Below are 23,715 nucleotides of genomic sequence, written 5' to 3'. Positions count from 1 at the left end.
GCACGGCATTTAGTTGTTGCCCGTCGGCACGCTTTTACCCGGCTCTGCCCCTTACTAACTAACTAAAAACTGTTTTTACCGTAACCGCAAGCAACGTGTATCGACGCTGCATCTATATATAAAACATCATGGTGTCAGCGGCAGCCTCACGTCTGGCAAAGAACCACAACCTTATATGGAAGACCCAAAACTTATCAAACAAGCCAGTGAGTTTGTTTTCAACCTGTTCAAAGAAAAGCTTTCCAAGAAGCTGGTATACCACAATTTCCGACATACCCTGGAAGTGGTAGCGGTGGCAGAGGAGTTGGGCCAGAACAGTGGCCTGGCCCCCGACCAGCTGCAGGACCTGGTGCTGGCTGCCTGGTTTCATGACACCGGATACGTAGACGCATATGAGGGCCATGAGGCGGAGAGCATCAAGATCGCCACCGAGTGGCTGGCCAGGCACGATTACCCCACAGAGCGCCTGGAGCGGATAGAGGGCTGTATTAAGGCCACCAAACATGACGTGGCCCCGGAGACGCTGCTGCAAGAGTTGCTGGTAGACGCGGATCTCTCAAACATAGGCAAGTCTACCTTTTCCGCCACTGCCGAGCTGCTTCGGGTGGAGTGGGAAATCTTTCAGGACAAGTTTTTCACGGACAGCGAGTGGGCGCACTTCCAGATGGATTTCCTGCTTTCGACCACGTTCCACTCGAACCAGGCGCAGCGCATGTTTGCCGCCCAACTGGGCCTCAATATTCAGGAGCAGCGGGAGCGCCTGAGCAAGGAGGAGAAAAAGAAGAAGAAATCTGAGAAGAAGCACCGCGAGACGCTGGCGCAGCCCAAGCGGGGTATCGAGACGATGTTTCGGAATACGTACCGCACACACCTGAACCTCAGCGCCATCGCCGACAACAAGGCCAACATGATGATCAGCCTCAACGCCATTATCCTGTCTGTGGTGATCACCTACCTCAGCGCCAAGTCATCCATTATCGGCACCGACTTTACCCAGCACCGCACCCTGATCGTCCCGATCGGCATGCTGCTGCTCACCACGCTGGGCTCGGTGGTTTTTGCCATCATCTCGGCACAGCCTGAGGTGACCAGCTTCTCCATCAACCGCAAGAAGAAGAAAATCAACACCCGGAACGTGAACCTGCTTTTTTTCGGCAACTTCACGCACCTTCCGCTGGAGGATTTCCAGAAAGGGATGCACGAGATCATGCGCGATAAGAAGTCGCTCTACAACAACATGATTACCGACATCTATTATCTAGGCGATGTGCTGAGCCGCAAATACAAGATCCTGCGCATCTCCTATACCATTTTTATGGTAGGGCTGGTGCTCACGGTGGTCGGCTTCGCGATTGCCATCGCGTCTTATTAGGCACGGATAAATAACATAGCGCCCTGAGCCGCATTTCTTTTGCTCTTTATATAATCCTATATATAAACTCCTTGAAGCAATAGATGTATTTCTTGTTTTAGAAAAATCCAAACCAAAATTTTCGGCGTAAAGCCAAGGCATAAAATAGTTTACGTCCTGGTATGTGGGGCCGCGTTGATGGGCTACCTATGTTGGGTATCACAATTACACAATAATGTGTTAACTTGCTATTTGCAGCAGCTCTATTTGTAGAGCCGGTACACCTATCTCAGGACCTGTTCTCATACCCTAACAAGAAAACTGATTTCAGTGTCCTGAGAATCTCTTTACATTAATTGTAACATGATTCTGTCTGACAACAGTATTATAAAGTTGGATTACGACCCGGCTTCCAGTACGGTAGAGGTGGCACACCCAGACCTGTATGGCTTCCTCCTTCCAGAGATCAAGTTTAACATTGACAGGCTGGTGGAAACGACCAGGCTTTTGACAGTAGGCAGATTCCAGGAGAACGGCCACCTAGGTAAGCAGGGAAGTGGCGACATATCTCGCTGTTAGCTTGGCAAGTACCCGCGTTCAGAGGGTGGCACGGCTGACGTCCCCTCATACGCATATGGAAACAACGGCCCCAGGGCCACATTCAGCACATCCGGGAAATACAGTAACTCCCGTTCAATTTGTAGAACTTCAAAAGTGGCGGAAGCCAAAGTAGCTACTAACTATGGAGAAGAACAGTGACAATGAAGACAGGATGCACGGTTCCATATTTGTCTTGCTCAAGCGCTTCGTGGAGAGCTTGTATGACTACAGCACATGGGTAAAACTGCTGGAGGCGGCAGACATCGGGCACGCCCCGTACCAGATGCACGAGATGTACCCCACCAGCGAGCTTTTTTCCATCGTGCAGCAAGGCGCAGCGCTTACCGGGATACCACCGCACCAGCTGATGGAAAGATACGGGGAGTATTTGGTGCCGGACCTGCTCTTCTTTTACAAAAAGCACGTGGACCCCGAGTGGCGCACCTACGACATGCTGCTTAACACTGAGTCGGCTATGCACGCTGCCGTGAAAAGGGAGGACAGCAGGGCTACCCCACCGCTGCTACTGGTGACAAAGAAAGGCAGTAGGCAGTTGATAGTCGATTACCACTCCAAGCGCAGGATGGCGGCTGTTGCCGTGGGCATTATCCGTGGCATTGCCAAGCACTACGACGAAGGCGACGCCGTAGAAGTCTCACTCCTGACGCCAATGGACGAGGAACGGGTACAGATAAGAGTAGACTTCCTGTCCTAACCTATTCGATCTCCTGCTTTATAAAAAGAGGATGTTAGCCATAAACGCTAGACAAGGGGCGATTCACGATGTGGATCGTCCTTTTACTTTTGTTATACCTCACATGATTTCCTTACAAAGATCAAAAATCAGCCAGTATATGTTATTGTATTTATTAAATAATTTTTAAAACTTTATAAATTAATTTTATCATGAGTGAATTTAAAAACTATATAAATAAATTTTAAGTAACTGATTTACAATAACATGTGAGTAATGTTGGTAAATTGAACAACTTTAGACCTTAATACACGACCGGATTAAGTATTTTTGTACATGTCTAATAGACGAAAAAAGGGTGCGAAAAAGTCGCACCCTCTATCCAGAAATAAGTGTTTTAACTTTGAATTACAAACACTTACAACTTTGGTGGTATTACTTTCACATATCCCACCAATTATTCTTTCTTACTACAATCTATATTTAGTGTTGACGCACTAACGATAGACAATCTTCTTACTAAGCACATGCCTTTCGGTATGTGCTTTTTTATTACACATACTGCAACGTTATGTTGCAGTATGTGTACAAATGTACATTATATTTCGAATATCCTTAGCGTATACTTGGTTTATCTTTAGTTTATACTTAGGAGTTTATACTTAGGCTATCCTTTTTGTTAACCCTGCACATGTATGCGTCTCAGTGATGCTTACTTAATGTCGGTTTTCATCTTTCCCCGTAATACTACTTTGTGAGTTGTCCCCATTATTGTATATTTGCTTGCGAATGTTGAATATATGGATATGAATGTATATCAGCACCGAACGATGTAAAGTCCTGAGTAAAAAAAAGCAACAAAAAATTAAATAATTAATTAACAATCAAGGCTTTGTAGTTCAACGGATAGAATAGGAGTTTCCTAAACTCTAGATCCGCGTTCGATTCGCGGCAAGGCCACATAAAACCCCCTTTATGCATTGTAAAGGGGGTTTTTATCTTTACTCGGAAAAATATCGGACACTATTGATGTTTTAGCACCTTTTAAAACAACTGTTTTCTTTAAAAACTCTGTTCACGAAAATTGAACATTGCTGCCCAGGTGCCTGGGTATAATTATTGAGAAAGACACTCTGAGCTCTCGCCGAGTCCGGTTTTCACCCGACGGTACAGCTCCTGCAGCCAGGCTATATCCGCCTCTCGCATTTCCTTACGAATAAAACGCATGTCACTATTGCTGATAACCTTTAGGGCACGCGCAGCTCTGGATAATTCCCATAGCTGAAACTGTAGTGCCGGGGGGCAGGAAATGCGCCGGTTCTTCCTATAGGTACTCCTTAATTGTACCTGTCTTAGCTCCTCCTGAAACTTAGCTTCTCTTGCCGCGCTGGCGGAGTTTATATCTTGCTGCCAGGCCTCGAGCGCAGCGCGCCACTTTATGTCGAGATCCTGCTCTAGAACAGCATGCTCCTCCTCATTATAATTGTAGGCGTTCGCTTCATACACATGGTACTCCTCATCAGAGATGGCACCGAGTTGCTTTGCCCTGTAGGCGCTGGTTTGCAGCATGCGCTGGAATGCGTTAAATTTCATATTGAGCAGTAAATAAGATTAAATAAATGTATTATGGTTGTATTATGATTGTGTAACGCAACCACAATACAACATGTTTCATGGTATTACAATTATTTTGCAATTATTTTGATTGTGTTTTGATGGTTATTTATATCTTTGTTTCGTATAACTGATAAACCATATATCCAATGTCTGTAGAAGAGCAAAAAAAAGTAACCGTCAACTTTCAAATGGAATCTGACTTAAATGAGAAACTGAAGGCCATAGCCAAGAAGAAGGGTATCAGTTTTGCAGGATACATTCGCATGATCTGCGCCGAGGCGGTGGCAGAAGAGGAGGAAAACAAATAGTCGCCTCACGTCCTTTTTCTCTGAAATTAAATGAGAAAAATGATATAAGGAAATAGGAGTACCAGAAGCGCAGGACACGATAGGCTCCAGAGAATAGCGTTAATGCAAATAACAAGTTTTATTAAACCCATTGCTCCCTTTTCCTTTTTGTAAAGAAAAAGACTATGCCAAAGCGAGAAACAAATTTAGCTAAACTCTATACCGGCCGCTTGAAGGAGGTGACAATCGTGCCAAAGCTGGGCATCTCTCCAAAGGAGGTGGCAGATACATTGTCGTTAAGCAAAGACACTGTGATGCGCAACATCCATCGTGACCCCTCGGATCCGCTCTACCTCCCCGCCTTCCGCGTTAACGAGCGCGACTACCGCATCTACTATGAGGACCTGATCGATTTTATCCGGCGCAACTACGTCGGCACTGATATCAGGTTTAGCAAGTGAAACAAACTGGCTGAAGGTGCTTAAAGATGTCTTCGTGGTATCCATTAAGGTGTGAGCCAAAAGCCGTTCCTGCCCGGAGATCCTTTTGTACCCGTCCAAAAAAACATTTGCTTATAAAGCGATACCGGCTACCCCACAAAAAAAGAAACCCCTGCAGTACAGGGGCCTCATTTTAACGGTATTCAACCTATATGCTCTTCCGCTACCGGAGATCACGCATGATGCCCTGAATTTCGGATTCCTTGTACCCCAGCTGCCCTAGCACCTGCGAGGCCTCGCGCTGGTCCTGCTCCGTGCATTCTGTGTCTATGAGCACTCCCATCAGCGCCACTGCCACCAGCTGGCCCTGCGCCGGGGATAACTGCAGCCTGCCGTCATAGTGTGCGGCCCTCCCGGCGAGGGGGTTCCGGTGCTGCCACATCTCCCAGGCTCTGGGGGAGATCCCGGTAGGGCGCGGCATCTTGTCGTTTCTGTTCATGGCCACTATCCTATAAAATCCATGCCCACTACCTCCAGTGCGCCCTTGTCGGTCACGCCCCGCACCTTCTCCAGCTCCACGCCCAGCGCGTCCAGCAGGTCAAACGCGGCGTCCCGGTCATCGACTGACAGGCGGCCTACCTTCGCGAACGAAACCTCGTGATACATGCCCGTCACGATGATGCGCATCAGCGCCTTGCGCTCCGGCTCCGTCAGGTTCAGGGTGTACTTTATGGCTTGGGGGCCTTTGCGCTTCCTGCCGAATATTCTGTTGATAAACTTCTTCATGTTATGGTCTTTATGGTAATTACTGATTGATAATTCTGGCCGTCTTAGCCTGCCGGTTCAGCCCGGTGCTGAGGTCTGTTACTTTGGTGTATATGTTGACCTTCCCTAACTCTGCCGCCAATTTGCGGTAGTCAATGTCGGGTATTGGCGTACCCGACAGAAACTCACGGGTAGATGGGGGGATGGTATAGGCTGGTGCGGTAACAACACCGCCCGAGGCATACCCCCGCAAGCCTACAGCCTCCAGCCTTAGTTTCAGATTCGTGTCACGCAGGCGCATCTGCTCCAGTTTCTCCACCAGCTCCGGGTTGTTTCGTACCATTCTCTGGTTAAGCACATACTCACCCTTGTGCACAATGCCCGCTGGCTCATACTTCCCGCCATCACCGGTATAGCCACCTTCCGCGAACTGCGGGGCCTTCGGCGCTGCGCTGCTGCTCAGCAGCTCTTTTGCCCGCACCAGGTTACCCGTCACGGTGGCCACAGTGGTTGCAATGGCTATGAGGTTAGCAGGGAATGGCCCGGCAGCGGATGCAGCCGCTATACCCTTGGCAATGGCCTCAGCGGAAGCAAGCCCGATCTGGAACAGCGTGATCGCTTTTTGAAAGTTGGCGGCTTCCTCAGATTTTGCGGCCAGAAGCGTGGCAATATCACCGATAGACTGGGAGATCAGGAGGGCGCTCTCATACTCGGCCTGCGCAATCTCCGCTTTCTGGTCTGCCTCCTGCTGCCGGGCCTCCACGTTGCGGCTGGCCTGCTGCCGGGCCTCCTCTAGTATCGTATCCGCTTTAAGCTTGCGCGCCGCCGCTTCCTTATCTGCCTGGTCTTTGGCAATGGCAACCAACTTCTCCGCCTGCTCCCGTCGTGCCTCAATTTCCTCCTGATCAAACTTGACCCGTATCAGCTGCTTTTGCTTCTCCGTCAGGTTCTTAGCTGAAAGCTCTATCTCCATTCCCTTCGCTGCAAGCCGGATCTTAGCCTCTAGCCTTTCTTGGGTTCCCTCAATGGCTTGCAGTACTTCTATCTCGAGCGCCGCTTTCTCATCAGAGAGCCGCTGTAAGCGTTCGGCCTGCTCTTTCTCAGTCAAGTCCTTTGCCAGTGCCACGCGCTTCGCCACGGCCTCCTTATTGATGGAATTGATCTTGTTGTTTAGCGTGGTCTGCAGCTCCTTGGAGGATTCATTGAGTTGGAACAGCGCGGATTCCGCGTCTGCCAGTGCGCGGTCTTCATCATTGCCGTTATAAGTGAGGTTCTGCTCAGCCTTGATGTTATTCACCTTGTCTTGCTGCAGCTTTATTTGCTTCTGCAAAAGCCCCTGCTCAATAGCCAGAGCCTTTTGCGCCGCTGCAGCCCGCTCTTTCTCAGATTTGGCGGTATCTTCTGCTATAAAGTTCAGGTCCTTGATCATCGAGCGGCTTTTATCCCTTTCCCGGCCGAGCGAAATCTCAGCTTTCGCTATCCGCTGAAACTCTTTCTCTATCTTGGCGGCTTCCACGGCCACGCCCCCAACCTCTTTGGCAAAGGCTTTGGCTTTAGACGTGCCATCAGCTATTCCGGTGCCGACCTGCAGCAGCCCGTCCTGTAGCTTGTTGAAGTCCCTGTTCTGAATGGCCTCCAGGATAACGGCGAAGCCCTTGATGCGGCTGGTTACATTCTCAATCACACCGTCGGCCAGCTTTTGCAGCAGGTCGCCCAGATCCTTAATATCTGAAAACCAGTCGATGGTCGCCTTTCCCACGTCGCTCAGCCGGTCCCTCAGGAAAGACATAACCGTGGTGATGGACTTGGAGGCCTGGTTTACCTTGTCAATACCCTCCTGCGTGGAAGTCAGCCAGCTCACCAGCCCGCCCAGCAGCAGCAGCACCGCGCCGATGCCCGTGGCTGCAAGCGCTAGCTTCAGACCCTTCAGCAGCGAGATGTTGCCTGCTAAGGAGGCCTTGGTGATGTTTAGAGTGGCGGTGTAGGCCTCCTGAGCCCCTTTGGCCTTGGTGGTGATGGTGGCCAGCAGCCCGGTGCCGTCCACGGCCTGGAGGATGCCACCCGTGTAGTCGCCGACGCTGCGCCCGAACTGCCCGTAACTTTGCTCCAGCCCTTTCAGTTCGTCGTTCAGCGCCTTCATGTTCTGCTGCATCTTCACGCCCAAATCAGACTCCCGATCTTCCTTGGACAGATCCCGGTACTCCTTCTTCATCTCCGACAGCGCCAGGCTCATCTGCTTTATGGATCCAGCGGCGGCGGCCTCCGTCTTAGCTTTGGCATCCAAACCGGACTGATACAGGCGCTGCTGAGCGGTCAGCCCTTTAAGCTGGTTCTTCAGCTCGATCTGCTGCGCGATCTGCTCATCGGTAGCGCTACCCGCGACTTTAATCGCTTTTGCCAGCTCCTGCTCCTGCTTCTTGACGTTGATGATGTCTTTCTGCAGGTCAACGATTTTCTTCTTATAGGCCGCTTCATCAACGTTGATCTTGATGACGACGGTTTGCCCTTGCTCTTGCATCTGCGCTATCGTATAGGGTTAATGCTATGTTTGAAGTATTCCGGCCGCACTTTCTCCAGGCGCCGCAGCTTGGCGTCCATTATCCGCGGCAGCTTCTCCCTGTCAACGCGGACCATGTTCCCTTCTCGGTCAACAACAAAGCAGGGAGCCGCCGATGGCTATGGCTCCCTGCTGTTTATCTTCTGTGTTATGGCACATAGTAGGCTCATGGGCTTTAGCTTAATCTGCTTTTCAGTTTGGTACCGTTGATCGTGTAGGTCTTCGGCCCATCCCAACTGCCTTGCTCCACAAGCACCGAGGCGTGCCGGTCGCCGTGATCGATCACAGACAGCCCGAACTTATCGGCCAGGTACTGCAGCTGCTCCTGCACCTGCAACAGCACCAGATAAGCCTCTTTCTCATCGTCCGTCTCCGCGTAATAGGAGTAGGCTTCCTGCACCTTCGCTATAGCGGCATCACAGTTGGCCACGCCGTCCTCAATCTCGACAGCGTTGATGTTGATGCGGTCTTTGGAGCCGGAAGAAGCTATGCGGGAGCGCTCCCTGAGTACATGCACAGCCGCCTCGAAGCCTGCGAGGTTCGGCATCACCACCAACTTCTTCAGCTGCTCCACATCCAGTGTCAGGCCCTGCACCTCTACATGCTTGTTGCCTACCAGCTTCTCCCGCACCAGCGCGTCTGCGGTCCTGTTGCCCTTCGCCAGCTGCACCAGCTCCTGCTTTGTGATCGGCCCGACGTTGAACTGGCTGTAAAGCTGCACACATGTGTCAGCGGCCTCTGCGATGCCTTGCAGTTCATCGGCGTACTCCTTCAGCTTGCTGTAATTACAGCCCATCAGGACCCGTTCCTTCGGGATTTCGATTCCGTTCTTCATACCCATGGTTCTATAATCTGTTTTGTGGATATTTATTGCGACCCTCAAAGTGGTCCATGTGTCTCTTGATGCGTGGGTAGTCGATTTCCACCCTCTGTGCACCGTCGAAACCGCTTACCTGTCGCAAAGGGTTTTGGGTGCTGCGGTCGTACTGCAGCACCGGCAGCTTGTACTTTTCTGCGAGGTAGTCTACCCGCTCCTGAATCTCCTGCAGCACCAGCGCCACCTCTTTCTCGCCGTCCGACTCTGCATATGTCGAATTGAAGTCTATAAATCCCAGCAAAGCCTCCTCTGAGAAAGTGGCCTCAAAGCCGCTGATCACAAAGTTGTTCAGCACCAGCACGTGCTGCAGGCCACCCCCACCGTTATTAATGGCCACGGCGATGGACTTCTGCACGCTGGCCAACGCGCGGTTGGCTGCTGTCAGATCCGGAATCTCCACCATCTCCTTTACCTTCTCGGCACTGAACGTCAGGTTGCCGATCTTCACCGGCTTGTTTTCGGAGATGCGCTCCCGCACCTGCTTCTCCAGGTAGCTGGGCGTCTTAATGACCTGGCTGATGTCGCTGATGGTGAACTCGCCGACGTTCAGCGCCTGAAGCTCTGCCAGGGCCGTGTTCAGCGCCGCTGTCACATCTGGCAGCATGGCGTTCAACAGGTCGATCACCCGCTGATCACGGGTCAAAGTGATTTTCTCCTCGGGGATGGCTACCCGGTACTCTTGTGTTTTACTTTCCATTTGGATAATGATTATAGGTTGAAAATTGGTTTACTGTAGATGATTAGCACCCGGCGGCGGCGGCAAAGGCATGTAGTGTGTCAGGGCGGAGCCTTCGGCGAACTTCATCCGCCTGCCTGTCCTGGGATCATAGGCCCGGTTAAGCTGCCCCTCCAGCACGAGCGTCTTGAGTCGCACCCCGTCCGCGCCTCTGTAGCGCACAGCTGCCAGGAACAGACCTTTGGGAACGCTGCCGTCTGCTGGTGCCCACTCCGCCAGCACGGGTATGGTCTCCGATTCTGCCTTTCGGATGTCTTGGCTCTCAGGCACTTCGTCCTCTGTTTGACCCAATAGGGAAAAGTCTGCAATGACTTCCGGGTAATCGCTTAAGCCAGGCGGTGTGTATGCTGTTGCCATTTTACAAATAGTTTAAAGTTTGGATGGGCTGATAGTTTAGGCGGGGCACAGTGCACCCCGCTTAAACTATTTTTTCTATGACTGAAAAATATCTTTACTCCTGAAGCCACTCTGGCATATCTAATACCTTTACCCAGTGCCTTCCAACCACCGTGCTGGCCACATCTGCTTCTTCCTCGCTGAGGGTGGTCAGGTCCACCCGGTCCAACAGGTAGCGTTTCCTTGCCTCTGCCGTCGCCTTCCACCTCAGGAGGGTAACCAGCGTTAAATCGTGCATGGTAAAACTCTGAAAGGTAATATCCATCTGTTTCGTACAGATGTCGTCGGGGCTGCATTTGGCTTTGTCGCGCCCGTAACGGTGCTCATAGTCTTTCAGCGCCGCAAACTCATCGGGCGTCAGCAGGCTGTAATCCAAGGCAGGCCCCTGCACCAGCTGCCGCAATTCCTCTACTGTTGCGCTGCCTCTCAGTATGCTTTTCAGCAGCTCCCGGCGGTTGCCATTGCTGTTGTATGCCATCATAGCGCTACGGCTTTTTCACAGGAAGCCACCGGCGGCCCGCTGCGACGTATCGTAATCATGAAGGGGGTCTTACCCGCGATGGCCTCTTTCATCTCATCCTTTGTCAGCCCCGCTTTATCGCCAACTTTATATATGTCAGGCTCATCTGCATAGGAGAAGACGGGCACTATCTCGCCTAGGGGGTTTAACCGCTGCAGCGCCTTTGCCACCGTTTCAGGATCTGCCTTGCCTTGCAGCAACTGCTTTAACAGGTCTCTTCTCGTATCTCTCATTCGTTATCTGCTAACAACTTGTGTGGGCACAGCTTTCTGATCACCTCGTCATCCGGAGTACCCATAAACTCCACCAGTGCCGCGTATACGTCAAGGGGTTTTGCCTGCTGAGGCTTATCCTTCGTCCGAGCTGACGACATGCTGCCGAACAGTAACTGATTCAGCAAGTCGCGCTTGCCCTCTGTGGCAGGTGTCTTCCTCATCGGTTCAGCTTCTTAAGCAGTTCATCAATCAACTGATCCAGGCGCTCCGGCGGCAACCGGTCGATCAGGTCGGAGGCGGTCACGTAGCCACCCAGGTGCCGCATGAGCATATCGAGGGCCTGCAGCTTGGAGTGCATCTTTACCTTGCGGGTTGTGCCGTACTTGTTGACGGTCTCCGATATTTCCGCAATGCTGGCCAGTTGTGACGCGGTAAGTTCTTCAAATGGTTTCACCTGCAGACCGGCAGAGGAGGCCAGCACCTCCGACAGATTAGTGAAAGCAACCTTTGCCAGTTCCTCTACCACTGCTTTCACTTGCACCCCGCTCTCCAGCATAATCTGCTTTTGGAGCTCGCCCAGCCGCTCCTGCACTTCTGGCTCTTTCAGGAGGCGCGATCCCTGCACCCGGGCAGTCTTTTTGGAATACCCGGCGCGTGTTGCGGCAGCCGTGGCGTTCTGGTCTTTGATGTGCTCCAGACAGAATCTGTCTTTCTTTTTGCTAAGCATATAAGGTGTTATTGTCCGAACTGTGTCCGATGTTTGGATGAATCGCACTTTACGGCGTATCGGGAAAGCCATATTCAGTCTGTCAGGGAGTCGAACCTTAAATAAGTAAGCCAACGTGTCCCTTTTGCACTGGAGAATTCCGTATATTTGTATCAGCTACTCAGGCCTCTATGTGCCTGGTGTAGATGACATATTAGATTGCCTCTGGTACTGTCATGAAAGGCAGTCAGGTCTTCGGGTCTGGCTGCTTTTTCTTTTATAAAAATACCTAAAATGCTATTTTTAACCCCCTTTAAGTGACTAAACCTTATGTGGTGCCCTCTGCCGGAATGTCAACAATAGGCAACATTTCCTTTTTCTTCGTTTTCCTGAGTTCCGGGTGCCGCATGATGAACTGCCGGAACGAAAGGTAGGATCGGCCCAGCCTTCTGGACATCTCCCGCCCGTGCATGAGCCCTTCAGTGTAGTGCGTGCGGACCTCTCTTAGCTCGGCGGTGGTGTAGGCTCTGCGCCTCTTTGCTACCTTCATTGCTGGGCTACTTGGTGGCACACACAGCCAAAGTCTTCGTGTGTGAACAATTCCACGTCAAGGTTTTCCAGGTCATACAGCTCCTCATCTTCTGTAAAGAGCTCCTGCCCCTTATTGGTGCTGGTCACTATATCTACTTTTTCCCGGTAGAGCGGCTTGCTGGAGCAATACCCGAATTTCGTAGGGCGGCTGACCCATTGCCCGAGTTCCTGGTGATACTGCTCTGATGTTCGCCGGTTCCAGTGCTGGCAAGCTTGGCAGCAGGGTATGTTGTTGTGTTGTGGGGTTGGGTTTTCCATAATGAGAGAATGTTTGTTTTGAATGTAGTTCGGGTAGTGCAAGGTGCAGCCTCCATATATGTCGGCTGCACTCCTGCACCACATATGCGCTCGATGGTGCAGGAGTGCAATTGCACCATGTTTTGCACCATTGCACCATACCTAATCGGATGTATTTTCAGGGGGTGTGATGAGAGAGTAAACCGGTTCCTCATCACCGGTCTTCATAATCAAATTAGCCTCCAGCATATCCTTTATCCGGCTCTTGGCGGTCCGGTCCTTGACGTCCTCTAGCTTCATGATTGTCTCATATAGCTTAGTGTAGGTGTACTGCTTCAGGCCTGCCTCAAAGACAGATTTAGCCAACAGCTGCAACTCACTTTGCTTTTTGTCTGCCCGGGATACTTTGGTAAGAGTGCCGCAGTAAATATGGTAGCCTTTCTCCACATCATACCGGAACTGAAGGTTCGGTATGAGCCCGCTGTTGCGCAGGTACTTGCCTTTGATCGTGCTAATCTCAGAGTCTTCATCTTTGCTAACTGCAACTACACTCTCACACTTGCGCTCCAGCTGGCTACCATAGTGGCCGCGCACCTTCCCATCACTGCCGGGGTTAAAGTGAACCACCACAATGATCACGCAATTATGCTGATTGGCCAGTGCCTCCAGGAATGCAATGGAGGTGTTGCTTTCCTTCTGGTCGTTTGGGTCAAACACCAGGTCCGCACCACCATCAATTACAGCCATATGAATACCACCGTGTCTTTCAGACAGCACCTGAAACAACATGCTCAGGTCTTCGGTACGCGCGGCAATGTCGATGCTCTTGAAGTTGTAGGAGTGAAGCCAGTCCGGCTCCCTAGGCCTTCCGGCGCGCTTCAGAACCTTCATCATTCCAGCGTAGTGATTGTAGTAAGACTGCTCGCTATCGATATGAATGAATGCCTTTTCATCTACATTGCGCTGCACCGTAAAGCCCAGAGTATCGATAATGTCGCCAGGCAGCGCTAACGCTCCTGCAGTGATACCGGCTACTATACCGCTCTTGCCAGACTTTGCCTGTCCTACAAAGGTGATCAGGTTGCCAGGTGTCGCTATGACATTCCCGTCAATGCTAATTCCCGGCTCAGGCTTAGGTATAGGCTTGTCAGCACTAAACCTGAATTTTTGCAGCGCCTCATACCTTTCCTCCATTGTTAGCTCTGAAGTGGCTGTGGCTTGCAGTGCTGGGGTTTTGGGTAACCTCGGCTGATTGTCTATTCTATTCTGAGCTGAAGCTGAGATATCCAGCCCGCCATCTTTACAATACTGAAAGAAGCTGGCAATATTGGTTCTGCCGTCGTGGTTCCTGTAGCTGATATCAAACTGCTTATCGCACTCCTGGTAATCATAACCAGTGTATATGCTGCTGACGCGGTGAAAATATTTACGTCCAGTATCTCCCAAGCTGGCAAAGGCAAAACCCATCTTAACCCAATCGCCATAATCCGTGGTTAGGTCAATACGCCGGCTCTCGAGCTGACTAACAACGTGCTCCAGATCCGCCTCCTCCTGGTTAACAGGAGCTGCTTTCTTTACTGGTTTTTCTGCTGGTGTTGGAGTGCTATTTGAGCGGAATGCTGCCAAGTCTATGGGTTGGTAGGTCATTGTGTGACGAAGTGAGGGTTGATGAAAACAGTAGGGTCGTGAGGCAGGAAGCAGGCGCGGCTGACGTTCTTGCACTGTGGATCGAGCTTGCCCATGTCCAGGCCAAAACTGCCAGACAGGTACTCTCTATAGCCTTCGTACCACCATTGTTGGCTGTGCTTGGCTATGTCCATTTCATACAGGACCTTCAGTCCATCACCATTGGGACTGATGAAGCAAACCACCGTGGCCGGATCCGCAATGATGGCGGCTCTTATCTCTGGCAGGCTGCTCTCCAAGTGGTCAATGTCAATACAGATAAGTCCTGAATGCTTGTCCAGCCCTGCATCATCCCTATGATTGAATGTTCCGGAGAAGGTGGCATAGGAAAAGGCGGTGGCTTTGTATTGCCGGTTTTCCTTCTTCGCCTTAATCGTGCGCAGCTGGTCGGTCTCATACCGGAAGGCATCGCCTCTGATCAGGTTAACAACTGCATGGAGTGTCAGCTGCTTTTGGTGCGTCGTGTTGGTCACCGGCCGGTAAAAGACACTAACCACTGCGTCCAGCAACGGCGGCAGCGGTGCTAGTGATGGATTCTGGTAGGTGGCCAGCAGTTCACAATTGCCTATTACCCAATTAGCACCGTGCTTCTGAATGAGATTTTGGTATAACGCTACTTTCTCCAGCGCCCCAGCCTCTCCAAGCAGCTGGCAGAGTTCCGGGTAGGTGTGGTGGTAGTACTCTTCCTTTGCCTCTGATATTGTCGCTGCTTCCATGGTCACCCCCCCCATGTTCTGCGTAGTGGCTGCTCCAGCGATTGTAGGACCTCGGACTTAAAGAAGTAGACGCGGTTGCCCTTTCGGTGGCAGGGTAGTGTTCCTTTTCTTATCCAGTCTCGGGCGGTGGTATCGGAGATCTGCAACAGACGGCATACATCTCGCATTTTAATAGGGGCCTCTGCCGGTTTTTCCGGCCCGGTGGCCAAGGTGGGGACGTGCTGCAGCAACTTGCGCACCACGCAGTCGGCTATTTGATCTATCTCCTGATCGGTCAGTAGCTCCGCTTTAAATGAAAACTCCTTTGCACTCATATCTAATTGTTTAGGTATGATGCAAAGGAGTAAAAAGGATGAAATGCGAATGATGCGACAAGTTTTGTCGCACTAAAAAACGCATGAATCGCACGAGGCTAACGCAAGATTTTACAAGAAAATGGATAATCTTTAGGGGTCACTCGTTTAAACGATTTCCTTAGTGTTTCATGCTCACAAGAGAAAGTCTCAAAGTTGTCAAGCACAGCCTGCACATAGGCGTCTTGTTTCTTGTCTAGAGCGCAGTAATACCAGAAGTCATAAAACATTTTTCGCACCCACCCCGCCTTGACCTCTTGTAGGTCTTTAAATTTTACAGGCTTCCCAGAGGTCGGAAAACCCTCAAAGCTGGCATGTATAAAGTTTAAAACATGCTCTTCTTCATAGAATTTAGCCAACTGCATGAAGTAGTCTTTTGCCTTGTCGGGGGAACAGTTATATTTTAACCGCGTGTCATTTAGAGTTGAAAGCTGCGACTCAGGCACGGGCCTCTTCTCCCCTTCCTCATGCACTCCAATTGTCTCCAGCAATGCATTATCAACAACATTGCTTTCTTCTGTTTTCCGAACCTGTGTGCTTATGCTATAATTCTTTAATAGTCTGCGCGCAACCTTAATCCTCGCTAACTTCCAAGTATGATCGCTGCCGGGTGTCCGTATAAAAGCCGCTAGTGAATTGGGCATGATGTTGGGGTCTTTACTTAATATCTTCCTTGCAAGTAGTACGTCCTCTTTGTATCGCGCCTTAGTAGTATACAGTTGCTCAGTTAGCAACTGTATAGCTTCTGATGTATATTTAGGTGGAAAACTTTCGAGCGCACTGTTTAAGTACAATTCGACATTATCCGTAAATGGTATTCCCTCTGCAACCTCTAATACCCAAACTTTCAAGTTAAATTCTTTTGAATTTTCCATCTCCCCCCTAATCTTAAGACACTACCTTCATTTCCACCGGCGCCGGCAGCTGCCACACCGTATTCATCTCCACCTCGGCCACCTTCTCGCTGATCTTGATATATTTCTTGAAGGAGGAATAATTTGAGTGGCCGGAGATCCGCATCACCACCTCCGGCCGCATGCCCTTCTCCAGCGAGAGCGTGATAAAAGTACGCCGGGCGGTGTGGGTGCTCATGAACTTGTGCTTAGGCTGCGTGTTGACCAGCTTCTCCGAACCGCGCCGCTTGGTGAGGGTAGTAGGATCATTGATCTCCGCCAGTTCCCCCAACTGCTTCAGGTACTCGTTAGTCTTCTGGTTGCTCATAACCGGCAGCGGCCGAGCAGCATCTTCATACTTATCCAGGATAGCTAGGGCAAAAGCGTTGAGGGGAACCTGGTGGCTTCGGTCGGTCTTCACGGTACGCAGCACCCAGCGGTCGCCTTTGATGTCATTGCGGCGCAGGTTGGCTATGTCAGAATAGCGCTGCCCAGTGAAGCACCCGAAGCAGAACACGTCCCTCACCTTGGACATGGTACTACCTGCTTTTAGGTTTAGATCATAGAGCCTCATCAACTCCGCCTCGGTCAGGTAGATGATCTCCACCTCCTTCTGTGGCGCCTTGAACTTGTTGTAGGCCAGGTTCTGGTGTAGCCCCCGATCCAAGGCCCAGTTCATGAAGGTCTTGATGATGGCAAAGTCCTTCCACAGCGTGTTGTCGGTGTGGTGCAGCGTTCCCACGGCGTAGCTCTTGAACAGGTCGAAAAAGTGTAGGTCGATGTTATCGAAAGCGATAGGATACCGCTTATCGGTGCAAAAGTTCTCCAGGTGCTTTTTCACCACTTTGTACTTTGCCACGGTGGCTGGCCGGCGTTGGGTTTTGTTGATGTCAATGAAGTTCTGGAAGTGCTCAAAGAATCCGGTGGATTGAGTGGGTTCCTTCTTCTCCAGAAAGCCCTGTACTGCCTGGCGCAGCTCCGGGATGGTCACGGCGCTGCTGCTGGTCTTCTGGTTATAAATCTGGTGAATGTCCTTTTTGAAACCGTCCAGCCAGCCGTTGAACTCCACATGGCCGGTGTAACTCCGTTTGACATGGTTGCCGTGCTTGTCGGCTTTGGTGTTCCAGTGCCGGGGATGGATGTATTGGCTACTCTTGATTTTGATGGTCTGCTTGCCGATCCGGAGAAACAGATAGATAGCCGTGTCCGCCTCGGACTTCGGCTTATCCAGGTAGTAATTCAGTGTCATACAGTTTGCCTCTGATATATGGCAAGATACAAATATCCGGGATCCTCGGAAACATTTCGGACACCAAACTTTATCTTACCCTATGATATTTTATATTACCCTATGCTTTCGAAAAGGAAAAACATGCTTAGAACAATCTAAACTGGCACTTTAACCTCAGACAAAATAAGATGTGGCAAAAAGGTTCTTCTCGCGGCAAGGCCACACCCGAAGCCCCTGCAACGCCCGTGCAGGGGCTTTTTTATGCACTTCAGAATCCTGCGGCTGCACAAGAAAATTGCAGCCGCTCATCCTTTGCGGTGCCGACGCCGAATAAATCTCTTTTGTAATTCCTTTGGCCGCGATAGGTATAAAGTGCTTTGCCACCAAGCCGATTACGTATGAATTGAGTTGCTTCGCTAAAAAGATGCGCCCCGGCAGCAACATTATCTGCAAAAATACATATATAGGTAGCAAGCCATGTCATACCTCAGATGAAAGTCGCTTCTGCACTTGCCCTTTTCGCCGCCCTCTTCAGCCTTGCCGCCTGCAACGGCAACCGCACGTTTATGGAGCAGGACGATGCTGAGGCCACAATCGCCAGCGAGACAGGTATACCCGCCCCATTGCCCAAAGACATTCTCTACGTTTCGAAGTGCCTGATCAACGGGAAGTTGTATGCCCGCCCAAGTTTCGACGGCACTGTGCTGGCCTATTTCGACACGTCGCAGCAGATTTATGTTATCGACACAACGCAAGCCGTGTTTGTGAAGGCCCGCCTGCTGCAGGACACCTCCACACAAACCGGCTATATCCCGAAGGCCATTTTGCCCGAGCGCCCATAGCACTGGGCAGTCTGTTCGCCGTCAGAGTCAGGCACAAAAAAGGCAGGCAGCCGCTTTCATGCGGCTGCCTGCCTTTTTTGTCTGTTCAAAGAAATGTTATTTCACCACTACCCGCCGCACCGTGCTATACCCGTCTGCCTCAAGCTTTACATAGTATAGGCCTTTGGCATAGCGGTTAAGGTCGATTGTCTTCGAGAATTGCGCATCCGTGCGAACCAACGTTTCATGTAGAATCTCGTTACCGATAACGTTCATGATCCGCAGGTCTACTTTGCGCGCGTCGAGGTTGGCAACCGAGATGGTGAAAACACCATTGCTTGGATTCGGGTAGATAGCGATTTTCTCGTCTGATGACGCCAGGTTAAGGGGATTTTCTTTCTCAGCCTGCTGGGCCTGCACCTGTACCGGGATGCGCTCCTGGGCCTGTGCCAAAAGCACTGTCATACAGATGGTAAGAGAAAGTATAAGATGTTTCATATAGCTTGTGTCGTAAAGTCTTGTTTCGATATGATCAAAAGTTGTTCCACTTATTTAGAACGGGCGGCATCTTTTTTTGTTCTTGTATTGTGCACCTTAAAAGCACCTCATTCACCAAAATCAAGCTTTTGATATTGGATTAAAAAAATATATAACGTAAAATAATTTGACGCAGGATGTCGTGATAATCGGGGGTGGCCTGGCTGGCCTCGTCAGTGCACTGGGTATGGCGAGGGCCGGACTGCAGGTGACACTGATCGAAAAGAAATCATACCCCTTTCATCGGGTATGCGGGGAGTACGTGTCTAACGAGGTGCTGCCATACCTGCGTGCCCTCGGCGTGGAGCTGCACACGCTTGGCCCCGCGCGCATCACGCGCTTCCAACTCTCGTCGCCCACAGGCAAAACCCTGGATGCCAGGCTGGACCTCGGGGGTTTCGGCCTGAGCCGCTTCACCCTCGACCATTACCTTTACCAGCTGGCAGAGAAACAGGGCGTCTGTTTTATGTTGCAGCAAACAGCGCAGCAGGTCAGCTTTCACGACGATGCCTTTACCGTGCGTTTGTCTGGCGGCGACTCGTTGCAGGCACCGGTGGTGCTGGGTGCCTATGGCAAGCGCACCACGCTGGACCGCCAGCTGAACCGTTCCTTTTTCAAGGCCCGCTCTCCCTACATCGGCGTCAAATACCATATCGCGCACGACTTCCCCCGCGACCTGATCGCCCTGCACAACTTCAGGGACGGGTATGCTGGCATCTCTGCCATTGAGAAAGACCGCTACTGCTTCTGCTACCTGACCACCCGCCAGAACCTAAAGCAGCACGGCGGCATCGGGGAAATGGAGCGGGAAGTGCTGTATCAGAACCCGCACCTGCGCCGGATCTTTGAGCAGGCCACGTTCCTGTATGAGCAGCCCGAAGTGATCAACGAAATCTCCTTTGCCACTAAAACCTGTATCGAGAACCACATGCTGATGTGCGGCGACGCAGCAGGTATGATCACGCCGCTCTGTGGCAACGGTATGGCCATGGCTATCCACTCAGGCAAAATCGCTACGGAGCAGGTGCTGCACTACTTCCGGAACGGCCACAACCGGAAAGCATTAGAGGAGGGCTACAGCAGCAGCTGGAACAAGCGGTTTTCGCAACGGCTGCGCGTGGGCCGGGGTGTGCAGCACCTTTTTGGCAGCACGCTGCTCTCCGAGGTGGCAGTGGGGGCGCTCAGGCACCTGCCGCCAGTAACACAGCGCATCATGCGCCTCACCCACGGGCAGCCCTTCTGACAGTCGCCTGCCCTTCCGCTGGCGACCCATCACCCTCACGGGCTCAAATCTTATCGGCAAGCGCATCCGTACTGTGGTAGTGTGTTTCGGCTTATTCCCGCGATCGCTACAACAACTGCCGCATTTGCCTGTTACGCAGGCATGCGGCATCACCCGATACACAAAAACGGTACACGAAACCCCAACTAGATGAAGAGCTATATATGCGCCATCGGCACGGCCAACCCGCCCCACAAAATACCGCAGATGCAGATCGCGGATTTTATGGCGTCCGCGCTGCAGTTTGATGAGCAGGCCACCCGCAAACTCAAAGCCCTGTACCGCGTGTCGGGGATCGGCCAGCGCTTTAGCGTGCTTCAGGACTATACCCGCCAGAACGGCGACTTCACCTTTTATCCCAACACCCCAACGCTGGAGCCTTTCCCGACGGTGCAGACGCGTATGAATGAGTATCGCAAGTACGCGGTGGAACTGTCGGAGCAGGCGATTCGCAACTGCCTGACGCAGGCGGCCAAAGTGTCGCTGCCAGAGATCACGCACCTGATCACGGTGAGCTGCACCGGCATGTATGCCCCCGGCCTGGATATCGAACTGGTGGAGCGCCTTGGGCTCTCTACCAGCGTACAGCGCACCGCCGTCAATTTTATGGGCTGCTACGCGGCTTTCAACGCCATCAAGCTTGCAGACGCCATCTGCAAGTCTACCCCTTTGGCCAAGGTAATGCTGGTGTGCACCGAGATCTGCACGATCCATTTTCAGAAAGACGCCGCCCCGGACCATCTGGTGTCGAATGCCCTGTTTGGCGACGGCGCGGCGGCCGTGCTGATGCAAAGCCACCCAAACGAGGAGGTAAGCCTCGAACTACAGTCGTTTCATTGCGACCTGGCCCCCGCCGGCAAAAGCGAGATGGCCTGGCACATCGGCGACACCGGCTTTGAGATGACCCTTTCCTCCTACGTGCCCGACCTGATCAAGAAAGGCATCAAAGAGCTGACGGACCGGCTGCTGAAGGGGCTTAAAACCAAGGTCTCGGAGATCAGCCTTTTTGCCATACACCCGGGCGGCAGGCGCATTCTGGAGGTAATTGAGCAGGAGCTGGGCATGACCCAAAACGACAACCGCTTTGCTTACCAGGTGCTGCGCGATTTCGGGAACATGTCGTCGGCCACGGTGCTCTTTGTGCTCAAGAGCCTCATGGACAGCCTGACAACCGAGGAACAGAACGAGCCCATCCTGAGCTTTGCCTTCGGTCCTGGTCTCACCCTCGAATCCATGTTACTGAAGGTGCACTATGCAGAAGCTGAGGCAGCGGTCTAACCAGCCCGAGCTGATGGACGACCTGACGCTTTCCGGTGAGGAGCTGCGCCAGAACCTGAAGGAGCTGGAGGTGATCAACAATTGGCTGGGGGGCCATCGGGTAGTGCTGGACGCCCTGGACAAGCTGGCTAAAAACCATACATCCCCACTCCGCATCGCAGACATTGGCTGCGGCGGCGGCGACACCCTGCAAAGCATCGCCCGCTGGGCACGACGCAAGCACATTGCCGTGGAACTGACCGGGGTAGACGCCAACGATTTCATGGTGCAGTATGCCAGGGAGCGCTGTGGCGCTTACCCGGAGATTCGCGTGGAGCAGCACGATGTGTTCTCCGAGAGCTTTGCCCGGCACCCCTACGACATTATAGTCTGCAGCCTTTTTTGCCATCACTTTACCGATGCGCAGCTCGTCCGGCTTTTCCGGCAGTTGCACGGGCAGGCACGGCAGGCCGTCATCGTGAACGATCTGCACCGGCACTGGCTGGCATACTACGCGATCAAGTACATCACCCGTATCTTCCCAAGCTCATACCTGGTCCGGAACGACGCGCCGCTGTCGGTATGGCGGGCCTTTAAGCGCAGTGAGCTGCGCCATCTGCTCCGCCAGGCCGGCGTCGAACACTTCGAGTTGCGCTGGATGTGGGCGTTCCGGTGGCAATTGCTTTTGCTTAGGCGCTGATTTTTTGTATCTTGATCAAGCACGCATGCGCTATACCTTAGAAGCCAACGTAACGCTATGGACAAAAGACCCCTCTATTTCTGGTTGATTCTGATTGCCTCCGTCGTGATTTCGGTGGTCATCATCTCGTTGCTTGTAAAAGCGATGAAAGTAATCCTGATGGCCATACTGGTGCTGGCAATTACCCCGATTGTCTTTTTCATTCTGAAAAAGCTGCTGCTCCCCAACAAAAAGGACGACTCTGATAAGCTAAAGACGCGGCATTAGCACTTGCCTCCGGCCCACAGTAGCGCGCGTTGCTTCTCAAAAGTATATATGCTGCGCCAGCCGGAAGGTGTTGGCGTGTGCCTCTACTATATGCGCAATCTGCTGGGAGTAGCCCCCGCCCATACTCACTGTTACCGGAAGCCTATGCCGGTGGCACAATTCCAGCACAAGGCGGTCGCGCTCTTTGCAGCCGGCAATGGTCATCCCAAGCTTTCCCAGTTTATCCGTTGCCAGCACATCCACCCCCGACTGAAAAAACACGAACTCCGGCTGCTCCTCCTCAAGCAGGCGCGGCAGGTGGTGCGCTAGCTGGCGAAGGTATGCCTTGTCGCCGGTGCCGACGGCCAGCGGCACGTCCAGGTCCGATTGCTCTTTGTGGAACGGATAATTGTGCCCGCAGTGCATGCTGAAGGTAAACACCCGTGGCTCGTGCTCAAATATCTGGGCAGTCCCGTTGCCCTGGTGCACATCCAGGTCCACGATGAGTATTTTGCGAAATCCCTTGTGCCTGAGCAGGTAGTTGGCGGCAATGGCCATGTCATTGAGCAGGCAGAAGCCTTCACCACGGTCCGTGAAGGCATGGTGGGTGCCGCCCGCAATGTTCATCCCGATGCCATGCTCCAGCGCGAACAGCGTGGCCTGCAGTGTGCCGTTCATGATCACGATTTCCCGCTGTATCAGTTCTGCCGAGAGCGGAAAGCCGGTTTTCCTGATCTCGGCAGCCGTGAGTTGCAAGTGGCTAAGCCGTTGCCAGTAGGTGGCATCGTGGGTATCCAGGATATGCTGTTCGGGCAAAGGCCCCGGCGCAAACAGGTTCCCGGGCGTGATGGTGCCTTCATAAAGCAGTTGCTCCGGCAGCAGGTCGTACTTGGCCATCGGGAAGCGGTGGCCCTCGGGAAGGCTGTGGGCGAAAATTTCGGTCCAGGCGATTTTAAGCATAGCATAAGGCTAACAGAAATCCGCGGCCACATGTTCTGGCTATCAAAAACAGGCTTGCGCACGTGCTAAAGAAAGGAATAACCGGACAGTGCAAAAACTAAAGGCCTTAGCAGCAAAAATAAGGCGGTGGATAAGTCAGGTAGTTTTTTGCAAATCCATAGGCTTTCCCCATTTTTGTTGTGGATAATTGTGGACAACTTTGTTGACAGCCTATAGTTATCCACGAATATGTGTTAACTACAGGTTAAAAACGGGCAAATTTCTTTACAATTTCATATCGAACCACAGCTTTGCCTATATTTTGGCTAATTATTTTGTCTAGCGCAAAACACCTAGCTACGCACCTTAATCATTAGAATAATTCAATAACCGCAGAGGCAGTTATTTGCTTCATTCATACCAAATCAGGCATTTTTGGCCTGCCAAACCGGCTGATATACTGCA

30 protein-coding genes and 1 tRNA gene are annotated in these 23,715 nt (G+C 51.9%); 10 read left to right on the top strand and 21 right to left on the bottom strand.

Annotation, left to right across the window (positions count from 1 at the left end):
* Positions 1-175 precede the first annotated feature (175 nt).
* The 3 genes from MKJ04_RS11540 (at position 176) to MKJ04_RS11530 (ending at position 3,605) form a co-directional block, all read left to right on the top strand.
* Positions 176-1,372, top strand: a complete 1,197-nt coding sequence (locus MKJ04_RS11540) for a Pycsar system effector family protein (protein WP_241641793.1) — start codon at positions 176-178, stop codon at positions 1,370-1,372.
* Between the two features lie 721 nt (positions 1,373-2,093).
* Complete coding sequence (locus MKJ04_RS11535; protein ID WP_241641792.1) at positions 2,094-2,666, top strand: heme NO-binding domain-containing protein; 573 nt, start codon at positions 2,094-2,096, stop codon at positions 2,664-2,666.
* An 867-nt stretch (positions 2,667-3,533) separates the two neighbouring features.
* Positions 3,534-3,605, top strand: a tRNA-Arg gene (locus MKJ04_RS11530).
* A 156-nt stretch (positions 3,606-3,761) separates the two neighbouring features.
* On the opposite strand, the gene MKJ04_RS11525 is transcribed toward MKJ04_RS11530, so the two are convergent.
* Positions 3,762-4,238 carry a hypothetical protein gene (locus MKJ04_RS11525; RefSeq protein WP_241641791.1) on the bottom strand — a complete coding sequence of 159 codons (477 nt, stop codon included), beginning with the start codon at positions 4,236-4,238 and terminating at the stop codon, positions 3,762-3,764.
* Positions 4,239-4,408: 170 nt separating this feature from the next.
* Between MKJ04_RS11525 and MKJ04_RS11520 the strand changes: the two genes are divergently transcribed.
* The gene (locus MKJ04_RS11520; RefSeq protein WP_241641790.1) at positions 4,409-4,570 is read left to right on the top strand and encodes a BrnA antitoxin family protein; all 162 of its coding nucleotides are present in this window, start codon (positions 4,409-4,411) and stop codon (positions 4,568-4,570) included.
* A gap of 164 nt (positions 4,571-4,734) precedes the next feature.
* A complete protein-coding gene (locus tag MKJ04_RS11515) occupies positions 4,735-5,010 on the top strand; it encodes a helix-turn-helix domain-containing protein (RefSeq protein WP_241641789.1) in 276 nt (91 codons plus the stop codon).
* 202 nt (positions 5,011-5,212) lie between these two features.
* Here the strand turns inward: MKJ04_RS11515 and MKJ04_RS11510 are convergent, their stop codons facing one another.
* The 18 genes from MKJ04_RS11510 to MKJ04_RS11425 form a co-directional block, all read right to left on the bottom strand.
* Positions 5,213-5,488 carry a hypothetical protein gene (locus tag MKJ04_RS11510; protein ID WP_241641788.1) on the bottom strand — a complete coding sequence of 92 codons (276 nt, stop codon included), beginning with the start codon at positions 5,486-5,488 and terminating at the stop codon, positions 5,213-5,215.
* A 5-nt stretch (positions 5,489-5,493) separates the two neighbouring features.
* Complete coding sequence (locus MKJ04_RS11505) at positions 5,494-5,775, bottom strand: hypothetical protein (protein ID WP_241641787.1); 282 nt, start codon at positions 5,773-5,775, stop codon at positions 5,494-5,496.
* Between the two features lie 19 nt (positions 5,776-5,794).
* Entirely contained in the window at positions 5,795-8,272 is a 2,478-nt protein-coding gene (locus MKJ04_RS11500) for a hypothetical protein (protein ID WP_241641786.1), read from the bottom strand.
* A gap of 214 nt (positions 8,273-8,486) precedes the next feature.
* On the bottom strand, positions 8,487-9,146 hold the full coding sequence (locus tag MKJ04_RS11495) for a hypothetical protein (protein WP_241641785.1): 660 nt from the start codon (positions 9,144-9,146) through the stop codon (positions 8,487-8,489).
* Between the two features lie 10 nt (positions 9,147-9,156).
* Positions 9,157-9,885 (bottom strand): hypothetical protein, encoded by a 729-nt coding sequence (locus MKJ04_RS11490; protein WP_241641784.1) that lies wholly within the window; start codon positions 9,883-9,885, stop codon positions 9,157-9,159.
* A 30-nt stretch (positions 9,886-9,915) separates the two neighbouring features.
* Positions 9,916-10,194 carry a hypothetical protein gene (locus MKJ04_RS11485; protein WP_241641783.1) on the bottom strand — a complete coding sequence of 93 codons (279 nt, stop codon included), beginning with the start codon at positions 10,192-10,194 and terminating at the stop codon, positions 9,916-9,918.
* Between the two features lie 181 nt (positions 10,195-10,375).
* Positions 10,376-10,801, bottom strand: a complete 426-nt coding sequence (locus tag MKJ04_RS11480; protein WP_241641782.1) for a hypothetical protein — start codon at positions 10,799-10,801, stop codon at positions 10,376-10,378.
* A complete protein-coding gene (locus tag MKJ04_RS11475; RefSeq protein WP_241641781.1) occupies positions 10,798-11,073 on the bottom strand; it encodes a hypothetical protein in 276 nt (91 codons plus the stop codon). The genes MKJ04_RS11480 and MKJ04_RS11475 overlap by 4 nt, the downstream gene beginning before the upstream one ends.
* Positions 11,070-11,276, bottom strand: coding sequence for a hypothetical protein (locus tag MKJ04_RS11470; RefSeq protein ID WP_241641780.1), 207 nt, complete (start codon positions 11,274-11,276; stop codon positions 11,070-11,072). The genes MKJ04_RS11475 and MKJ04_RS11470 overlap by 4 nt, the downstream gene beginning before the upstream one ends.
* A complete protein-coding gene (locus MKJ04_RS11465; protein WP_241641779.1) occupies positions 11,273-11,782 on the bottom strand; it encodes a terminase small subunit in 510 nt (169 codons plus the stop codon). The genes MKJ04_RS11470 and MKJ04_RS11465 overlap by 4 nt, the downstream gene beginning before the upstream one ends.
* 307 nt (positions 11,783-12,089) lie before the next feature.
* On the bottom strand, positions 12,090-12,311 hold the full coding sequence (locus tag MKJ04_RS11460) for a hypothetical protein (protein ID WP_241641778.1): 222 nt from the start codon (positions 12,309-12,311) through the stop codon (positions 12,090-12,092).
* Complete coding sequence (locus tag MKJ04_RS11455; RefSeq protein WP_241641777.1) at positions 12,308-12,610, bottom strand: hypothetical protein; 303 nt, start codon at positions 12,608-12,610, stop codon at positions 12,308-12,310. Before MKJ04_RS11455 ends, MKJ04_RS11460 begins: the two co-directional genes overlap by 4 nt.
* A 141-nt stretch (positions 12,611-12,751) precedes the next feature.
* Entirely contained in the window at positions 12,752-14,215 is a 1,464-nt protein-coding gene (locus tag MKJ04_RS11450) for a PriCT-2 domain-containing protein (RefSeq protein WP_241641776.1), read from the bottom strand.
* 17 nt (positions 14,216-14,232) lie between these two features.
* Positions 14,233-14,991 carry a BT4734/BF3469 family protein gene (locus MKJ04_RS11445; protein ID WP_241641775.1) on the bottom strand — a complete coding sequence of 253 codons (759 nt, stop codon included), beginning with the start codon at positions 14,989-14,991 and terminating at the stop codon, positions 14,233-14,235.
* A 2-nt stretch (positions 14,992-14,993) separates the two neighbouring features.
* Complete coding sequence (locus tag MKJ04_RS11440) at positions 14,994-15,305, bottom strand: helix-turn-helix domain-containing protein (protein WP_241641774.1); 312 nt, start codon at positions 15,303-15,305, stop codon at positions 14,994-14,996.
* Positions 15,306-15,403: 98 nt separating this feature from the next.
* The gene (locus MKJ04_RS11435; protein WP_241641773.1) at positions 15,404-16,219 is read right to left on the bottom strand and encodes a hypothetical protein; all 816 of its coding nucleotides are present in this window, start codon (positions 16,217-16,219) and stop codon (positions 15,404-15,406) included.
* Positions 16,220-16,232: 13 nt separating this feature from the next.
* A complete protein-coding gene (locus MKJ04_RS11430; RefSeq protein ID WP_241641772.1) occupies positions 16,233-17,486 on the bottom strand; it encodes a site-specific integrase in 1,254 nt (417 codons plus the stop codon).
* Between the two features lie 250 nt (positions 17,487-17,736).
* Entirely contained in the window at positions 17,737-17,952 is a 216-nt protein-coding gene (locus tag MKJ04_RS11425; RefSeq protein ID WP_241641771.1) for a hypothetical protein, read from the bottom strand.
* A 7-nt stretch (positions 17,953-17,959) separates the two neighbouring features.
* Between MKJ04_RS11425 and MKJ04_RS11420 the strand changes: the two genes are divergently transcribed.
* Positions 17,960-18,310 (top strand): hypothetical protein, encoded by a 351-nt coding sequence (locus tag MKJ04_RS11420; protein ID WP_241641770.1) that lies wholly within the window; start codon positions 17,960-17,962, stop codon positions 18,308-18,310.
* Positions 18,311-18,406: 96 nt separating this feature from the next.
* On the opposite strand, the gene MKJ04_RS11415 is transcribed toward MKJ04_RS11420, so the two are convergent.
* Positions 18,407-18,787 (bottom strand): T9SS type A sorting domain-containing protein, encoded by a 381-nt coding sequence (locus MKJ04_RS11415; RefSeq protein ID WP_241641769.1) that lies wholly within the window; start codon positions 18,785-18,787, stop codon positions 18,407-18,409.
* 166 nt (positions 18,788-18,953) lie between these two features.
* Here MKJ04_RS11415 and MKJ04_RS11410 point away from each other — a divergent pair, with 166 nt between their 5' ends.
* From MKJ04_RS11410 to MKJ04_RS11395, 4 genes are all read left to right on the top strand, one after another.
* Positions 18,954-20,069 carry an NAD(P)/FAD-dependent oxidoreductase gene (locus tag MKJ04_RS11410; protein ID WP_241641768.1) on the top strand — a complete coding sequence of 372 codons (1,116 nt, stop codon included), beginning with the start codon at positions 18,954-18,956 and terminating at the stop codon, positions 20,067-20,069.
* Positions 20,070-20,258: 189 nt separating this feature from the next.
* Positions 20,259-21,386 (top strand): type III polyketide synthase, encoded by a 1,128-nt coding sequence (locus MKJ04_RS11405; RefSeq protein ID WP_241641767.1) that lies wholly within the window; start codon positions 20,259-20,261, stop codon positions 21,384-21,386.
* Positions 21,361-22,065 (top strand): methyltransferase domain-containing protein, encoded by a 705-nt coding sequence (locus MKJ04_RS11400; RefSeq protein WP_241641766.1) that lies wholly within the window; start codon positions 21,361-21,363, stop codon positions 22,063-22,065. Before MKJ04_RS11405 ends, MKJ04_RS11400 begins: the two co-directional genes overlap by 26 nt.
* 57 nt (positions 22,066-22,122) lie before the next feature.
* Positions 22,123-22,332, top strand: coding sequence for a hypothetical protein (locus tag MKJ04_RS11395; protein ID WP_241641765.1), 210 nt, complete (start codon positions 22,123-22,125; stop codon positions 22,330-22,332).
* Positions 22,333-22,368: 36 nt separating this feature from the next.
* Here the strand turns inward: MKJ04_RS11395 and MKJ04_RS11390 are convergent, their stop codons facing one another.
* Positions 22,369-23,271, bottom strand: coding sequence for a histone deacetylase (locus MKJ04_RS11390; protein WP_241641764.1), 903 nt, complete (start codon positions 23,269-23,271; stop codon positions 22,369-22,371).
* Positions 23,272-23,715 lie beyond the last annotated feature (444 nt).

It is taken from the genome of Pontibacter sp. E15-1 (assembly GCF_022601975.1).
GTDB lineage: Bacteria > Bacteroidota > Bacteroidia > Cytophagales > Hymenobacteraceae > Pontibacter.
Note: the sequence above shows the minus strand (reverse complement) of the source record. Positions and strands in the feature narration are given on the sequence as shown.

Coding starts and splice junctions, on each gene's coding strand:
- MKJ04_RS11540 (WP_241641793.1), top strand. CDS start 176: ATGGAAGACCCAAAACTTATCAAACAAGCCAGTGAGTTTGTTTTCAAC.
- MKJ04_RS11535 (WP_241641792.1), top strand. CDS start 2,094: ATGGAGAAGAACAGTGACAATGAAGACAGGATGCACGGTTCCATATTT.
- MKJ04_RS11525 (WP_241641791.1), bottom strand. CDS start 4,238: ATGAAATTTAACGCATTCCAGCGCATGCTGCAAACCAGCGCCTACAGG.
- MKJ04_RS11520 (WP_241641790.1), top strand. CDS start 4,409: ATGTCTGTAGAAGAGCAAAAAAAAGTAACCGTCAACTTTCAAATGGAA.
- MKJ04_RS11515 (WP_241641789.1), top strand. CDS start 4,735: ATGCCAAAGCGAGAAACAAATTTAGCTAAACTCTATACCGGCCGCTTG.
- MKJ04_RS11510 (WP_241641788.1), bottom strand. CDS start 5,488: ATGAACAGAAACGACAAGATGCCGCGCCCTACCGGGATCTCCCCCAGA.
- MKJ04_RS11505 (WP_241641787.1), bottom strand. CDS start 5,775: ATGAAGAAGTTTATCAACAGAATATTCGGCAGGAAGCGCAAAGGCCCC.
- MKJ04_RS11500 (WP_241641786.1), bottom strand. CDS start 8,272: ATGCAAGAGCAAGGGCAAACCGTCGTCATCAAGATCAACGTTGATGAA.
- MKJ04_RS11495 (WP_241641785.1), bottom strand. CDS start 9,146: ATGAAGAACGGAATCGAAATCCCGAAGGAACGGGTCCTGATGGGCTGT.
- MKJ04_RS11490 (WP_241641784.1), bottom strand. CDS start 9,885: ATGGAAAGTAAAACACAAGAGTACCGGGTAGCCATCCCCGAGGAGAAA.
- MKJ04_RS11480 (WP_241641782.1), bottom strand. CDS start 10,801: ATGATGGCATACAACAGCAATGGCAACCGCCGGGAGCTGCTGAAAAGC.
- MKJ04_RS11475 (WP_241641781.1), bottom strand. CDS start 11,073: ATGAGAGATACGAGAAGAGACCTGTTAAAGCAGTTGCTGCAAGGCAAG.
- MKJ04_RS11470 (WP_241641780.1), bottom strand. CDS start 11,276: ATGAGGAAGACACCTGCCACAGAGGGCAAGCGCGACTTGCTGAATCAG.
- MKJ04_RS11465 (WP_241641779.1), bottom strand. CDS start 11,782: ATGCTTAGCAAAAAGAAAGACAGATTCTGTCTGGAGCACATCAAAGAC.
- MKJ04_RS11460 (WP_241641778.1), bottom strand. CDS start 12,311: ATGAAGGTAGCAAAGAGGCGCAGAGCCTACACCACCGCCGAGCTAAGA.
- MKJ04_RS11455 (WP_241641777.1), bottom strand. CDS start 12,610: ATGGAAAACCCAACCCCACAACACAACAACATACCCTGCTGCCAAGCT.
- MKJ04_RS11445 (WP_241641775.1), bottom strand. CDS start 14,991: ATGGAAGCAGCGACAATATCAGAGGCAAAGGAAGAGTACTACCACCAC.
- MKJ04_RS11440 (WP_241641774.1), bottom strand. CDS start 15,305: ATGAGTGCAAAGGAGTTTTCATTTAAAGCGGAGCTACTGACCGATCAG.
- MKJ04_RS11435 (WP_241641773.1), bottom strand. CDS start 16,219: ATGGAAAATTCAAAAGAATTTAACTTGAAAGTTTGGGTATTAGAGGTT.
- MKJ04_RS11430 (WP_241641772.1), bottom strand. CDS start 17,486: ATGACACTGAATTACTACCTGGATAAGCCGAAGTCCGAGGCGGACACG.
- MKJ04_RS11425 (WP_241641771.1), bottom strand. CDS start 17,952: ATGACATGGCTTGCTACCTATATATGTATTTTTGCAGATAATGTTGCT.
- MKJ04_RS11420 (WP_241641770.1), top strand. CDS start 17,960: ATGAAAGTCGCTTCTGCACTTGCCCTTTTCGCCGCCCTCTTCAGCCTT.
- MKJ04_RS11415 (WP_241641769.1), bottom strand. CDS start 18,787: ATGAAACATCTTATACTTTCTCTTACCATCTGTATGACAGTGCTTTTG.
- MKJ04_RS11405 (WP_241641767.1), top strand. CDS start 20,259: ATGAAGAGCTATATATGCGCCATCGGCACGGCCAACCCGCCCCACAAA.
- MKJ04_RS11400 (WP_241641766.1), top strand. CDS start 21,361: ATGCAGAAGCTGAGGCAGCGGTCTAACCAGCCCGAGCTGATGGACGAC.
- MKJ04_RS11395 (WP_241641765.1), top strand. CDS start 22,123: ATGGACAAAAGACCCCTCTATTTCTGGTTGATTCTGATTGCCTCCGTC.
- MKJ04_RS11390 (WP_241641764.1), bottom strand. CDS start 23,271: ATGCTTAAAATCGCCTGGACCGAAATTTTCGCCCACAGCCTTCCCGAG.